A 13,008-nucleotide genomic window follows, 5' to 3' on the forward strand; every position below is an offset into this window, starting at 1 on the left:
TCTATCGGCCCCGGCGCGTGCGCCGGCCGCCGCGGAGATTCCGCATGAACGATGACCGTGGCGGCCGTCGCTTGCCGATCATCCATCGGATCACCGACGAGGAGAACGGCCCCTTCCAGCGCCAGCACCTGGACCTGGAGTTCTCCAACGGCGAACGCCGGCGCTTCGAGCGCCTGGTCAGCCGCGGCCACGGCGCGGTGGTGGTGGTGCCGATGCTCGACGACGAGACCGTGCTGCTGGTGCGTGAATACGCAGCGGGCATGCACCGCTACGAGCTGGGCCTGGTCAAGGGCCGGATCGACGCCGGCGAGAGCCCCGAACAGGCTGCCGATCGCGAACTGAAGGAAGAGGCCGGTTACGGTGCGCGCCGGGTCGACGTGCTGCGCGCGATGACCCTGGCCCCGACCTACATGAGCCACCAGTCGTGGCTGGTGGTGGCCCGCGATCTGTATCCGGAGAAGCTGGCCGGCGACGAGCCGGAGGAACTGGAAGTGGTGCCGTGGAAGCTGGCCGAGCTGGACCAGCTGATGCTGCGTGAGGACTTCTCCGAGGGCCGCTCGCTGGCGGCGCTGTTCATCGCCCGGCAATGGCTGCAGGGACGCCGATGATCAAGTTGACCACGGACCTGCGCGAGACCGCCATCGCCATCGCCCGGCAGGCCGGGCAGGCCATCATGCAGGTGTATGCCGACGGCTTCGAGGTACAGGTCAAGGCCGACGACAGCCCGGTCACCGCCGCCGACCTGGCCGCCAACCAGGTCATCGAGCAGGGCCTGCGCCAGTTGACCCCGGACCTGCCGATCCTGTCCGAGGAGTCGCTGCAGGTGAGCTGGGAGCAGCGCCGCCACTGGGGCGCTTACTGGTTGGTCGATCCGCTCGACGGCACCCGCGAGTTCGTCAAGCGCAACGGCGAATTCAGCGTCAACATCGCACTGATCTACCAGGGCGCACCGGCGTTCGGCGTGGTGCTGGCGCCGGTGACCGGCATCGTCTGGCACGCCATGCGTGGTGAGCTGGCCTATCGCCGCCAGGGCCTGCACGACACCGTGCTGCGCACCCGTACACCGGCCGTTGCTCCATTGCGGGTCGCCGCCAGCCGCTCGCACCGCTCGCCGCAGACCGAGGCGCTGCTGGCGCGCATGGGGCGCATCGAAACCATCGCGCAGGGCTCGTCGCTGAAGTTCTGCCGGATCGCCGAAGGCGGCCTGGACGTCTATCCGCGGCTGGGCCCGACCTCCGAATGGGATACCGCCGCCGGCCAGTGCGTGCTGCACGCCGCGGGTGGTGCGGTGCTGTCGGCGGCAACCGGCAAGCCGTTCCGCTACAACCGCCGCGAGACCCTGTTGAACGGCGATTTCATTGCCCTTGGTGACACCAGCCTGCCGTGGCGCGACTGGTTGTCCGACTGACCCTGGAGGCCGCATGAGCGCGCACGACACCCCCGCCCCCGGCAGTGCTGCCCAGGAACTGGAACGCCTGCTGGCGATCATGGCGCGCCTGCGTGATCCACAGGGCGGCTGCCCGTGGGACCTGGAACAGAACTTCGCGACCATCGCCCCGTACACCATCGAGGAAGCCTACGAGGTGGCCGATGCGATCGACCGCGGCGACCTTGACGACCTCTGCGACGAACTGGGCGACCTGCTGCTGCAGGTGGTGTTCCATGCACGCATGGCCGAAGAGCAGGGTGCCTTCGCCTTTGCCGAGGTCGCGCGCGCGATCAGCGACAAGATGCAGCGCCGCCACCCGCATGTGTTCGCCGATGCCAGCGTGGACGATGCCGACGGGGTGATGCGCAACTGGGAGGCGATCAAGCGCGCCGAGCGCGCCGCCAAAGGCGAGCAGGACACCTCCGCACTGGCCGGCATCTCGCGCGGCCTGCCGGAATGGCAGCGCGCGGTGAAGCTGCAGTCGCGCGCGGCCAAGGTCGGTTTCGACTGGCCGGGCCCGCTGCCGGTGCTGGACAAGGCGGCCGAGGAACTGCAGGAACTGCGCGAGGAATTCGAGCGCGGCGACATTGCCGGCAACAGGGCGCGGTTGCAGGAAGAGCTGGGTGACCTGCTGTTCGTCTGCGCCAACCTGGCCCGCCATGCCGACATCGACCTGGGCGCGGCATTGCGTGGGGCCAACCACAAGTTCGAGCGTCGCTTCCGGGCGATGGAAGCGCAGGCCGCGGCGCAGGGCGGGACGTTGGCCGCACTGGGTCTGGATGCGCAGGAAGCGCTGTGGCAGCACGCCAAGGCAGCGGAAAAGGCGTGAAGACGCTCGGCCTGTTCCTGCTGACCGCGCTGGCCGAGATCGTCGGTTGCTACCTGCCGTGGCTGTGGCTGCGCAAAGGCGGGAGCGTCTGGCTGCTGGTGCCGGCGGCGGCCAGCCTGGCCCTGTTCGCCTGGCTGCTGACCCTGCACCCGACCGCCAGTGGGCGCGTGTATGCCGCCTACGGGGGCGTCTATATCGGCACTGCGCTGTTCTGGCTGTGGCTGGTCGATGGCATTCGACCCAGCCGCTGGGACCTGGTCGGCGCCGCGCTGTGCCTGGCCGGCATGGCGGTGATCATGTTCGGGCCGCGCACCTCATCGGTGTAGAGCCGAGCCATGCTCGGCTGCTCGCGCTCTTCTGCGTCGAGCCATGCTCGACTGCTTCTGCGAGGACCAGTCGAGCATGGCTCGACGCTACAAAGGCAGGGCCGCCGGATGTCCAAGCCGCGTTTCCTCCCGCGAAGGCGCATGATGGCAGTGACCACGGCCCCGGAGCATGCCCATGTCCCGCTTCGCCAGCTTCCGCGAGTTCTATCCGTTCTATCTCAGCGAGCACCGCCACCCTGTCTCGCGCCGGTTGCACTTCGTCGGCAGTTGCATGGTGCTGCTGCTGGTCGCCACCGCGCTCCTGCGTGGCCAGCCGATGCTGCTGCTGCTCGCCCTGCTGTGCGGCTATGGCTTGGCCTGGGTCGGCCATTTCTTCTTCGAGAAGAACCGCCCGGCCACCTTCCGGCACCCGCTGTACTCATTCATCGGTGACTGGGTGATGTTTGCCGACATCCTGCGCGGCCGGGTGCGCTGGTAGCGCCGTGTGCACCCCGCATTCACGCGCTATGCTGGGCCCTGGACGTCATAGATAAGGAAAGCGCGATGTTCCCGACCATGTTCTTCACCGTGGTACTGGCCTTGGTGGCCGTGGTGATCCTGTTCAAGGCGGTGCGGATGGTGCCGCAGGGCTACGAATGGACCGTCGAGCGGTTCGGGCGGTACACGCACACCATGAGCCCCGGCCTGCACTTCCTGATCCCGATCGTCTACGGGGTGGGCCGCAAGGTGAACATGATGGAGCAGGTGCTGGACGTGCCCAGCCAGGAAGTGATCACCAAGGACAACGCCGCCGTACGCGTGGACGGGGTGGTGTTCTTCCAGGTGCTGGATGCGGCCAAGGCGGCCTACGAGGTGGCCAACCTGGAAGTGGCGATGATCGCCCTGGTGCAGACCAACATCCGTACCGTGATCGGTTCGATGGACCTGGATGAATCGCTCAGCCAGCGCGAAGTGATCAATGCCCAGCTGCTGAGCGTGGTCGACCATGCCACCAATCCGTGGGGAGTGAAGGTCAACCGCATCGAGATCCGCGACATCCAGCCGCCGCGCGATCTGCTCGACGCAATGGCGCGGCAGATGAAGGCCGAGCGCGAGAAGCGTGCGCAGATCCTGGAAGCCGAGGGTTCGCGGCAGTCGGAGATCCTGCGCGCCGATGGCGAGAAGCAGGCCACCGTGCTGGAAGCCGAAGGCCGGCGCGAGGCTGCATTCCGCGACGCCGAGGCACGCGAGCGGCTGGCCGAAGCAGAAGCCAAGGCCACCCAGGTGGTCTCGGCGGCGATTGCCGAGGGCGACGTGCAGGCGATCAATTACTTCATCGCGCAGAAGTACGTGGAAGCGTTCAAGGAGCTGGCCAGCTCGCCGAACCAGAAGCTGGTGCTGATGCCGATGGAGGCCAGCGGCGTCATCGGTTCGATCGCCGGCGTGGCCGAGCTGGCCAAGCAGGCACTGGGCGACCAGACCAACAAGGCTGCGGGCAAGCGACCGCCGCCGATCGGAGGCTGACATGCGCTGGGATGTCGTCGCGTGGGGGGTACTGGCGTTGCTGCTGTTTGCGGCCGAGGCGCTGGCACCGGGCGCGTTCATGCTGTGGATCGGCATCGGTGCGGCCGCAGTGTTCGTGCTGGTGGCGTTGTTCGCCGGCATTCCGGTGCTGTGGCAGGTGGTCGCCTTCGTGGTGCTGAGCGTGGTGTCGATCCAGTGCTATCGGCGCTGGGGCAGACCACGGGCACGGCCCAGCGACCAGCCTCTGCTCAACCGCCGCGCCGAACAGCTGGTCGGGCGCGTGGTGCCGTTGCAGCAGGGCATTGCCGGCGGGCAGGGCAAGGTCAGCATCGACGACGCGTACTGGCAGGTCAGCGGTCCGGACCTGCCGGCCGGTACGCGGGTGCGGGTGCTGGCGGTGCAGGGCAGTACGCTGCAGGTCGAGCCGGCAGACCGCCCGCTGTAGAGCCGCTGCGCTGCGGCACGCCTGCGGTCGACCGATCTGGGATAATGGGAATTCTTGTTTCCTCTGCTGCCGGACCCGGTCATGACCCAGAAGACGCTGCTCAACGATTCCCACCGCGCCCTCGGCGCCAAGATGGTCGATTTCGGGGGATGGGACATGCCCATCCACTACGGTTCGCAGCTTGATGAGCATCATCTGGTGCGTCGCGAAGCCGGCGTGTTCGACGTCAGCCACATGACCGTGGTCGACCTTCGCGGCGAGCAGGTCAAGCCGTTCCTGCGGCGCCTGCTGGCCAACTCGATCGACAAGCTGAAGGTGCCGGGCAAGGCGCTGTACTCGTGCATGCTGAATCCGCGCGGTGGCGTCATCGACGACCTGATCGTCTACTACCTGGGCGATGACTTCTTCCGCATGGTGGTCAACGCGTCCACCCGCGAGAAGGACCTGGCCTGGCTGCGCGAGCAGGCGGCACCGTTCGGCGTCAGCGTCGAGCAGCGCCCGGACCTGGCCATCCTCGCCGTGCAGGGCCCGCAGGCCCGGCAGAGCGTGATCGGCCTGGCGCGCGACGCCGACCGTGATGCCCTGGCCAAGCTGGGCCGTTTCGCCGCCCTGCAGGCGCAGTCCGACGATGGCGTTGAACTGTTCGTGGCCCGCACCGGCTACACCGGCGAGGATGGCTTCGAGATCCTGCTGCCGCAGGACGCGGTGGTGGCGTTCTGGAATCGCCTGCTGGCCGCGGGCGTGAAGCCGGCCGGCCTCGGCGCGCGCGACACCCTGCGCCTGGAAGCCGGCATGAACCTGTACGGCCAGGACATGGACGAGGAGATCAGCCCGTACGAAGCGGCGCTGGCCTGGACCGTGTCGCTGGACGAAGGCCGCGACTTCATCGGCCGCGACGTGCTGGAGGCGCAGAAGAGCGCCGGCACCGCGCGCCAGATGATCGGCCTGGTGATGGACGAGAAGGGCGTGCTGCGCCACGGCCAGGCGGTCACCACGGCCAGCGGCCAGGGCGAGATCCTGTCCGGCACCTTCTCGCCGACGCTGGCCAAGGGCATCGCCTTTGCCCGCGTGCCGGCCGGTGAACTGGGCCAGGTCACCGTCGACATCCGCGGCCGTCAGGTGCCGGTGCGCGTGGTCAAGTTCCCGTTCGTGCGCGAAGGCCAGGCCCAGCCCGGCGTGCTTGCCGACGCCTGATCCCAACATGCCGGACGTCACTGACAGCAGTGGCGGCCGGTTGGTTACACTAGCCCCGTTTTTTCCACCCCTGCATATCTCTGGAGCAGTCCCATGAGCGAGATCCCCGGCGACCTCAAGTTCCTCAAGTCCCACGAGTGGGCCCGTGTCGAAGGCAATGGCCGCGTCACCGTCGGTATTTCCGACCACGCCCAGGGCCTGCTGGGTGACCTGGTCTACGTCGAGCTGCCCGAAGTCGGTGCCGAGGCCAAGGCCGGCGAACAGATCGCCGTCGTCGAGTCGGTGAAGGCCGCCTCGGACGTCTACAGCCCGGTCAGCGGCAAGGTCGTCGAGGTCAACTCGGCCCTGTCCGACAAGCCGGAAACCATCAACGAAGATGCCTACGGCGAAGGCTGGATGTTCGTGGTCGAACTGACCAACGCCGAAGAGGTCAACGACCTGCTCGATCCGGACGCGTACGCCGAAGCCCTGGAGAACGACGACCACTGAGTCGCCGCTTTCCGGTTCGGATACGGCCACCTTCGGGTGGCCGTTTTTGTTTTGGCGACCGCGTCGGACTCATGACGGCCGGTTCGCTGCATACCCTCGACGCGGCATCAGCGAGCGGACCAACGGTACCGATGGGCATGCGCAGTTTTGCGCAAATCCGCGTTTCCACCCCGCGTCGGCGCGTTCGGATGTGAAAACTTTTCGCCCCCCGTTGCGGTGCCGTTGTGCTGGCGTTGGCGGCGGTGCGGGTGACCATCGGGCACGCACGCGCGATGTCGTGCCGCACCCGCGCCTATCTGCGCAGAGTGCTTATTTCAAGTGTTTTTTGTTCAATGCCTGGATCGACGTCGATGCGCGCGATGCGTGCGCGCGTCGCTTCAAGGGGCGTTGCAGGCGCAGCAGCGCGGTGGCGCTGACGGTGCCAGGGATGGTGCGGATGTGAAAATTTTTCGCGGGGGTTGTTGACAGTAAAAAAAACCGTGATTAGGTTTCGCCTCAGCAGACCTTGCCTGCCCAACCGAGTGCGCAGAATCAATCGTCCGATGCGAAGCAGCCCCTTCAAGACCACCGCGATCCCGATGACGGTGGACATGGCCCCGCTTCCCCCGGAGAAACGCAAGGCAACTCCCGTTCCAATGCCTGCTCCGCCGATCGAGGCGGGCATTGCCGCATCCGTAACGGCGCGCCTGACGCGCCGGCGGTCCCCGCACGCAGCATCCGCGGGTTTGATCCACCTGGGCGTTTCAACTCCCTATCACTGACGAGGAGCCATCCCATGGCAACCAAGAAAGCTGCGAAGAAGAAGCCCGCCGCCAAGAAAGCGGTGAAGAAGGTCGCGAAGAAGGCTGCTGCCAAGAAGGCAGTGAAGAAGGTCGCGAAGAAGGCAACCGCCAAGAAGGCAGTGAAGAAGGCTGCGAAGAAGGTCGCCCGGAAGACCACTGCGAAGAAGGCAGTGAAGAAGGCGGCAAAGAAGGTAGCCAAGAAGTCCGCTGCCAAGAAGGCCGTCAAGAAGGTCGCCAAGAAGGCCACCAAGAAGACTGCCAAGAAGGCAACGGCCCGCAAGCCGGCCAAGAAGGTCGCCAAGAAGGCCACTGCCAAGAAGGCCGTCAAGAAGACCGCCAAGAAGGCAGTGAAGAAGACCGCGAAGAAGGCCACCAAGAAGGCTGCCCCGAAGAAGGCAGCGAAGAAGGTTGCCAAGCGCAAGCCGGCCGCCCGCAAGAAGAAGGCCGCTCCGGTCGCTCTGCCGGCAACCCCGGCGCCGCTGATCTAAGTACTTCCCGATAGCCGTATCCTGAAACCCCTTCCCTGGCTGCCCAGCGGGGAGGGGGTTTTTTTATGGGCGCGTATCGGCACCGAAGGCAGTGCCATCCGGTGGGAAGCGTTCGGCCAGGAACGCCAGGAAACTGCGCAGGCGGGTGGAGCGGTACCGGTCGTGGGCGTAGACCACATGCATCGGCCTGCCGGCGTGGCCATGGCCGGGCAGCAGCTGCACCAGTCGCCCGGCTTTCACGTCCGCGGCCAGCAGCAACGCCGACTGCAGCACGATGCCCAACCCGTGCAGTGCTGCTGCGCGCAGCGCTTCGCCGTTGTTGATCTGCAGCCGGCCGCCCGGTACACGCTCGAGACCGCCAGGCGCGGCCTGCAGCCACTGGGTCAGCGCGGTGGGTTCGAAAGACAAGCACTGGTGCCTGGCAAGGTCCTGCGCGGTGTGCGGCGTCCCGTGCAGGGCGAGGTATCCAGGTGATGCACACATCATCAACCGGTAGGGCGCCAGTGGCTGCGCCACCAGTTCGCTGCTGTTGGCCAGCGTGCCGATGCGCAAGGCGGCTTCGAAGCCTTCTTCGGTGAGGTCGACCACGCGGTCGGTCAGTGTCGCCTCGACCTGCACCTCCGGGTAGCGCGACATGTAGTCGGCCAGTGCCGGTACCAGCGCATGCGTGCCGAAGATCACCGGTGCGCTGATGCGCAATGTGCCCGCCGGCGCCAGTTGCTGGTGCTGGGCCTGCGCATTGGTCTCTTCCACCAGGCGCAGGATCTCCCGGCAGCGCGCGTAGTAGTCCTCACCGAACGGCGTCATGTGCTGGCGTCGCGTGGTGCGGCTCAGCAGCTGCATGCCCAGGCGAGCCTCCAGTGCACGCAGGTGTTTGCCGGCCATCGTCGCGGAGATGTCCATCGCCTCTGCCGCTGCGCTCAGGCTGCCCTTGTCCACGATCAGCACGTAGACCTGCATGCTCTCCAGCAGGTTCATCTGACACTCCAGGTGTTGAATGCTGAAACCTGCGCGGAGTTTATCAATCGGCGGTGATCAACCAGCATCCAGGGCACGCGCCGGATGTGCCGGCAGGCCGATTGGGAGAACATCATGGATCTGGATCTTGAAGGGCGTACCGCACTGGTCACCGGTGCCGGCAGTGGCATCGGTGCCGGTGTCGCCAGGCTGCTGGCATCACAGGGGGTACGCCTTGCGATCAGTGCGCGGCGTGCAGAGCCGCTGCAGGCGCTGGCGGCAGAGATCGAAGCGGCGGGTGCGCCGGTGCCGATCATCCTGCTGGGCGATGTCACCGACGCCGGGGATGTACGCCGCATTGCCGACGCCGCCCTGGCTGAGTTGCAGCGGGTGGACATCCTGGTCAACGCGGCGGGTGGTTCGCGGCCGACCACGGTCGATGCCGCCGACGCGATCTGGGAGGAGGCCGTGGCGCTGAACTTCTCTGCGGCACGGCGGATGACCCAGGCCCTGCTGCCAGCGATGCAGGCACAGGGCTGGGGGCGGGTTATCAATTTCAGTGGTTCGATGGAGCCGCGTGCGGTGAATGCGGCCACGGCAGCGAAGGCGGCGCTGCATTTGTGGAGCAAGGGCCTGTCATCCGAGGTGGCCGGGCAGGGCATCACGGTGAATGCGATTGCGCCGGGACGGATCAACAGTGCGCAGATCCTCGACCGCCTGCATCCGACCGAGGAAAGCCGACGCGCGTTCATCGCGCGCAACATTCCGATCGGGCGCTTCGGCGAGCCGGAGGAAGTGGCGCCGCTGGTGGCGTTCCTGGCCTCCCCGCTGGCTGGCTACATCACCGGCGCGGTGATTCCAGTGGATGGTGGCATGCACTACTTCGCGCACTAGCCCTCCGTTTGTAGCGTCGAGCCATGCTCGACTGTTCGGGCAGTGCAGTCGAGCATGGCTCGACTCTACAGTTCCAGCAGAGTCGAGCATGGCTCGACGCTACAGTTCCAGCGGAGCCGAGCATGACTCGTCTCTACAGGAGCCAACAAAAAGGGCGACCGAGGTCGCCCCTTATGCTCACCGCCGAGCCCGCCAGATCAGCGCGGCGAGGCCACCGCACGGTTGCTCGAGGCACCCTTGCCCTTGCGCTTGTCCTGCTGTGCCGGGCTCGCACCTTCGGCCATCAGGTTGTCGCTGCCGAAGTCGGTATCGATATCCAGCCAGCGCTGCGCCGGCAGGCCGAGCGCCGAATCGAGCACGGTCGGCAGCAGGCCGCTGGGCAGGCCGCTTTCGCCGTTCCACATGATCGCGATGCCGAGATCGCGTTCCGGCACCAGCGCCACCAGGCCGCGATACCCCTGCACGGCGCCGGCATGGAACACCACATCGTGGCCGGCGTAATCGAAGGTGCGCCAGCCCAGTGCGTAGCCGGCCGAATGCAGGCGCTCGCGGCGCCAACCCGAACGCATCTCGCCGGGGGTGTTGATCAGGCTCGAGTGCAGGGTGGCCAGCAGGGGGGCCGGCAGTACGTCGGGGCGGTGGCCGGTGTGGGCCAGCAGCCACTGCGCCATGTCGCTGGCGCTGGCGTTGACGCCAGCCGCCGGGGCGACACGGTAGTAGGTCGGCTTCGGCGTCAGCGAGACCCAGCCGTTGCGGCTGCGCACGTGCGGACGCGCCCAGCGCGAGCTGGCCTGGATACCGGCCAGGCCGAGGCTGGCATCGTTCATGCCCAGCGGCTTGAAGATGCGGCGCTCGACCGACTGCTCGTAGAAGCTGCCCGAGGCCGCGTAGACGACGTCGCCGATCAGGCTGAAGGCCACGTTCTGGTAGGCGTAGCAGTCACCCGGCAGGCACTTCAGGCTGGTGTTGGCCAGCTTCTGGGTCAGCGCGTAGTACTCGGCGTTGCCTTCGATGTCGCGGTCGTAGGCGTTGTAGGGCAGGCCGACACGGTGACTGAGCACGTCGGCCACGGTGAGGCGGTCGGTGGCTTCCGGCGAGTTCAGGCGGAAGCCCGGCACGTAGTCGGTGACCTTGCTGTCCCAGCGCAGCGTGCCGTCATTGACCAGCAGGCCGGCCATGGTACCGGCGAAGGCCTTGGACAGCGAGGCCAGGCGGAACACGGTATGCGCATCGACCGGCAGCGGATTGTTGACGTCGGTGACGCCATAGCCGCGCGCGCTGAGCACACGGCCGCCCTGCACGATGGCCACCGCCATGCCCGGCACGCGCTCGCCATAGGTGAGCTGCTGCGCCATCGACTCGATGTTGGCGACGTTGAAGCCGGGGGCCGGGGCCTGCACCTGCGGTACCAGGCCGGTGCGGTACGCCGCCGGCTGGGTGTGGGCGACGGCGCCGGCCGCAGCGGATTCGATGTTGGCCGGCATCGGTGGCAACGCCGGCGGGGTCTGCGCGGTGGTGGACAAGGCAACGGGCATCAACATGCCCAGCAAACCGGTGGCCGCCGAACGGATCGGACGACGCAGGCTGTTCTTTTTCATCGGTTGGACCCGTGCGCGACTGCTGAGAGCGATTCTAGCGCCGCTTTTCCCCTGTGCACAAACAAAGCGAAGATGAATGCGCATCTCGTTGAAAAAGTTGGAATTTTGACGCTCCCAAAGTGTGTATCCGAACGTGTCATCGGAGGCCGTTCGAGGTGTCTGCCCGCAGCGGAAATTGCGTGCCGTGCTGGCGATGTTGCAGTGCATTGGCTAACGTACGCGCTTCACCGCCCCGGAGCCTGCCATGCCGCTGTCCAACCGCCGTCCGTGGGCGAGGGGCGCTGCGTGAGCGCGGCGCCGGACAAGGGGCCGCTACGGGGGCTGGTGGTGGCGCTGCGCGAGTCGCCCGCGCTGTGGTGGTCGTTCCTGTACTTCTTCTGCCTGCTCAGTGGCTACTACGTACTGCGCCCGGTGCGTGAGGCCATGGCTGCTTCGGCAGACCTGGAGGCCGTGTTCCCGCCGGTGCTGATCGCCTGGTTCGCCAGCCACGGCATCGCGCTGAAGGACTTCGTGCTGCAGTTCCTGTTCTCCTGCGTGTTCGTGATCATGCTGGTACTGCAGCCGGTGTACGGCTGGCTGGTCAGCCGCTTCCCCCGCCGGATGTTCCTGCCGGCGGTGTACGGGTTCTTCATCGTCACCCTGCTGGGCTTCTACGCGCTGTTCGACAGCGACGTACCCGGGCGAGGCATGGCCTTCTTCTTCTGGATCAGCGTCTTCAACCTGTTCGCGGTGGCGGTGTTCTGGAGTTTCATGGCCGATGTGTTTTCCAACGCGCAGGCCCGCGCCTTCTACGGTTACATCGGCGCGGCCGGCACCATCGGTGCCTTCCTCGGCCCGTTCATCACCAGTGCGCTGGTGCAGCGCGTGGGCATCGCCAACCTCATGCTGGTCTCGGCCGGGTTCCTGCTGGTCTGCCTGCTGTGCATCTGGCGGCTGCGGCGCTGGGCGGTGCTGCGCGAGCGCGAGCAGCGGCTGGTCTCCGGCGAGCAGCCGATGGGCGGCAGCATCCTGGATGGACTGAAGCTGATCGTGCGCGAGCCGCTGCTGCGCTGGCTGGCGATCATGGTGTTGTTCGGTGTGGGCGTGGGCACCCTGCTGTACAACCAGCAGGCCACCATCGTGCGTGCCTCGTTCAACGATGCAGGCGCTGCCACGGCCTTCTTCTCGCGCATCGACCTGGCGGTGAACGCGCTGGCGTTGTTGATGCAGCTGGGCCTGACCCGTTGGCTGCTGTCCCGGCATGGCATCGCGCCGGCGCTGCTGATACCCGGTTTCGCGATCCTGATCGGCTTCTCGGTACTGGCGGCCTCGCCGATGCCGCTGATGGTGGCGGTGGTGCAGGTGATGACCCGCGCCAGCGAATTCGCGCTGGCCAAGCCGGCACGCGAGACCATCTACACCCGCGTGGACCGGCAGTGGCGCTACAAGGCCGGCGCCGCGATCGACACGGTGGTCTACCGCGGCGCGGACCTGAGCTTTGCGTGGGTGCACAAGGGGCTGTCCCTGTTTGGCTCGCACGTGGTGTTCATCGGTGGCGTGCTGGTGGCCGCGTGCATGACCGCAGCGGCGTTCGGCGTGCTGCGCGAAGAAAAGAAACTGCCGCGCGATCGCTGACGCGGCCCCATCTTCCCGAGGAGAGAAACGATGTCGCTGATCGCGCTGCTGCTGACCGTGCTGGTCGCGGTGCTGCACCTGTACTTCCTGGTGCTGGAGATGTTCCTGTGGACCCGCCCACTGGGCCTGAAGACCTTCCGCAACACGCCGGAGAAGGCCGAGACCACGCGCGTGCTGGCGGCCAACCAGGGCTTGTACAACGGCTTCCTGGCGGCGGGCATCGGGGTGGGGCTGGTGATCGATCAGCCGGTGCTGGTGACGTTCTCGCTGGCCTGCGTGGTGGTGGCCGGGTGCTATGGCGCCTACAGCGTGAGCCGGCGCATTTTCATGATTCAGGCGGTGCCGGCGATCCTGGCGTTGGTGTTTCGCGCGCTGGTGTAGTTTCCAGCCAACGGCGCAGCCCCTCGTGGGTTGGCCGCGTAAAGCTTGTCATGGGGTTGGCCGGGCGGGTTGGGTTCGC

General features: G+C 66.8%; 16 protein-coding genes. 13 read left to right on the forward strand and 3 right to left on the reverse strand.

Annotated elements, in window-relative coordinates:
• The first annotated feature begins 44 nt into the window (after nucleotides 1-44).
• The 9 genes from nudE (at nucleotide 45) to gcvH (ending at nucleotide 6,215) form a co-directional block, all read left to right on the forward strand.
• Nucleotides 45-608: an ADP compounds hydrolase NudE gene (gene nudE / locus ARC23_RS18755; RefSeq protein WP_057498596.1), complete on the forward strand. Its 564-nt coding sequence runs from the start codon at nucleotides 45-47 to the stop codon at nucleotides 606-608.
• Nucleotides 605-1,408: a 3'(2'),5'-bisphosphate nucleotidase CysQ gene (cysQ, locus tag ARC23_RS18760; RefSeq protein ID WP_057498597.1), complete on the forward strand. Its 804-nt coding sequence runs from the start codon at nucleotides 605-607 to the stop codon at nucleotides 1,406-1,408. The genes nudE and cysQ overlap by 4 nt, the downstream gene beginning before the upstream one ends.
• Before the next feature lie 13 nt (nucleotides 1,409-1,421).
• Nucleotides 1,422-2,258 carry a nucleoside triphosphate pyrophosphohydrolase gene (mazG, locus tag ARC23_RS18765; protein ID WP_057498598.1) on the forward strand — a complete coding sequence of 279 codons (837 nt, stop codon included), beginning with the start codon at nucleotides 1,422-1,424 and terminating at the stop codon, nucleotides 2,256-2,258.
• A complete protein-coding gene (locus ARC23_RS18770; protein WP_057498599.1) occupies nucleotides 2,255-2,584 on the forward strand; it encodes a YnfA family protein in 330 nt (109 codons plus the stop codon). Before mazG ends, ARC23_RS18770 begins: the two co-directional genes overlap by 4 nt.
• A gap of 175 nt (nucleotides 2,585-2,759) precedes the next feature.
• Nucleotides 2,760-3,062 carry a DUF962 domain-containing protein gene (locus ARC23_RS18775; protein ID WP_057498600.1) on the forward strand — a complete coding sequence of 101 codons (303 nt, stop codon included), beginning with the start codon at nucleotides 2,760-2,762 and terminating at the stop codon, nucleotides 3,060-3,062.
• 65 nt (nucleotides 3,063-3,127) lie between these two features.
• Nucleotides 3,128-4,087 carry an SPFH domain-containing protein gene (locus ARC23_RS18780; RefSeq protein ID WP_057498601.1) on the forward strand — a complete coding sequence of 320 codons (960 nt, stop codon included), beginning with the start codon at nucleotides 3,128-3,130 and terminating at the stop codon, nucleotides 4,085-4,087.
• Nucleotide 4,088: 1 nt separating this feature from the next.
• Complete coding sequence (locus tag ARC23_RS18785) at nucleotides 4,089-4,532, forward strand: NfeD family protein (protein WP_057498602.1); 444 nt, start codon at nucleotides 4,089-4,091, stop codon at nucleotides 4,530-4,532.
• A gap of 81 nt (nucleotides 4,533-4,613) precedes the next feature.
• Nucleotides 4,614-5,726, forward strand: coding sequence for a glycine cleavage system aminomethyltransferase GcvT (gcvT, locus tag ARC23_RS18790; protein WP_057498603.1), 1,113 nt, complete (start codon nucleotides 4,614-4,616; stop codon nucleotides 5,724-5,726).
• 93 nt (nucleotides 5,727-5,819) lie between these two features.
• Nucleotides 5,820-6,215, forward strand: a complete 396-nt coding sequence (gcvH, locus tag ARC23_RS18795; protein ID WP_057498604.1) for a glycine cleavage system protein GcvH — start codon at nucleotides 5,820-5,822, stop codon at nucleotides 6,213-6,215.
• A gap of 292 nt (nucleotides 6,216-6,507) precedes the next feature.
• Here gcvH and ARC23_RS20930 read toward each other — a convergent pair whose 3' ends face one another.
• A complete protein-coding gene (locus ARC23_RS20930) occupies nucleotides 6,508-6,807 on the reverse strand; it encodes a hypothetical protein (protein ID WP_152985304.1) in 300 nt (99 codons plus the stop codon).
• 183 nt (nucleotides 6,808-6,990) lie between these two features.
• Here ARC23_RS20930 and ARC23_RS18800 point away from each other — a divergent pair, with 183 nt between their 5' ends.
• Nucleotides 6,991-7,485 carry a hypothetical protein gene (locus ARC23_RS18800; protein ID WP_057498605.1) on the forward strand — a complete coding sequence of 165 codons (495 nt, stop codon included), beginning with the start codon at nucleotides 6,991-6,993 and terminating at the stop codon, nucleotides 7,483-7,485.
• Nucleotides 7,486-7,548: 63 nt separating this feature from the next.
• Here ARC23_RS18800 and ARC23_RS18805 read toward each other — a convergent pair whose 3' ends face one another.
• Nucleotides 7,549-8,463: a LysR family transcriptional regulator gene (locus tag ARC23_RS18805; RefSeq protein ID WP_057498606.1), complete on the reverse strand. Its 915-nt coding sequence runs from the start codon at nucleotides 8,461-8,463 to the stop codon at nucleotides 7,549-7,551.
• A 114-nt stretch (nucleotides 8,464-8,577) separates the two neighbouring features.
• Between ARC23_RS18805 and ARC23_RS18810 the strand changes: the two genes are divergently transcribed.
• Complete coding sequence (locus ARC23_RS18810) at nucleotides 8,578-9,336, forward strand: SDR family NAD(P)-dependent oxidoreductase (RefSeq protein WP_057498609.1); 759 nt, start codon at nucleotides 8,578-8,580, stop codon at nucleotides 9,334-9,336.
• A 197-nt stretch (nucleotides 9,337-9,533) separates the two neighbouring features.
• Here the strand turns inward: ARC23_RS18810 and ARC23_RS18815 are convergent, their stop codons facing one another.
• Complete coding sequence (locus ARC23_RS18815) at nucleotides 9,534-10,934, reverse strand: serine hydrolase domain-containing protein (protein WP_057498607.1); 1,401 nt, start codon at nucleotides 10,932-10,934, stop codon at nucleotides 9,534-9,536.
• A 285-nt stretch (nucleotides 10,935-11,219) separates the two neighbouring features.
• On the opposite strand from ARC23_RS18815, the gene ARC23_RS18820 reads away from it, so the two are divergent.
• A complete protein-coding gene (locus tag ARC23_RS18820) occupies nucleotides 11,220-12,548 on the forward strand; it encodes an NTP/NDP exchange transporter (protein WP_057498610.1) in 1,329 nt (442 codons plus the stop codon).
• 30 nt (nucleotides 12,549-12,578) lie between these two features.
• On the forward strand, nucleotides 12,579-12,929 hold the full coding sequence (locus ARC23_RS18825) for a DUF1304 domain-containing protein (RefSeq protein WP_057498608.1): 351 nt from the start codon (nucleotides 12,579-12,581) through the stop codon (nucleotides 12,927-12,929).
• Nucleotides 12,930-13,008: the final 79 nt, after the last annotated feature.

The organism is Stenotrophomonas beteli, assembly GCF_001431665.1.
GTDB lineage: Bacteria > Pseudomonadota > Gammaproteobacteria > Xanthomonadales > Xanthomonadaceae > Stenotrophomonas > Stenotrophomonas beteli.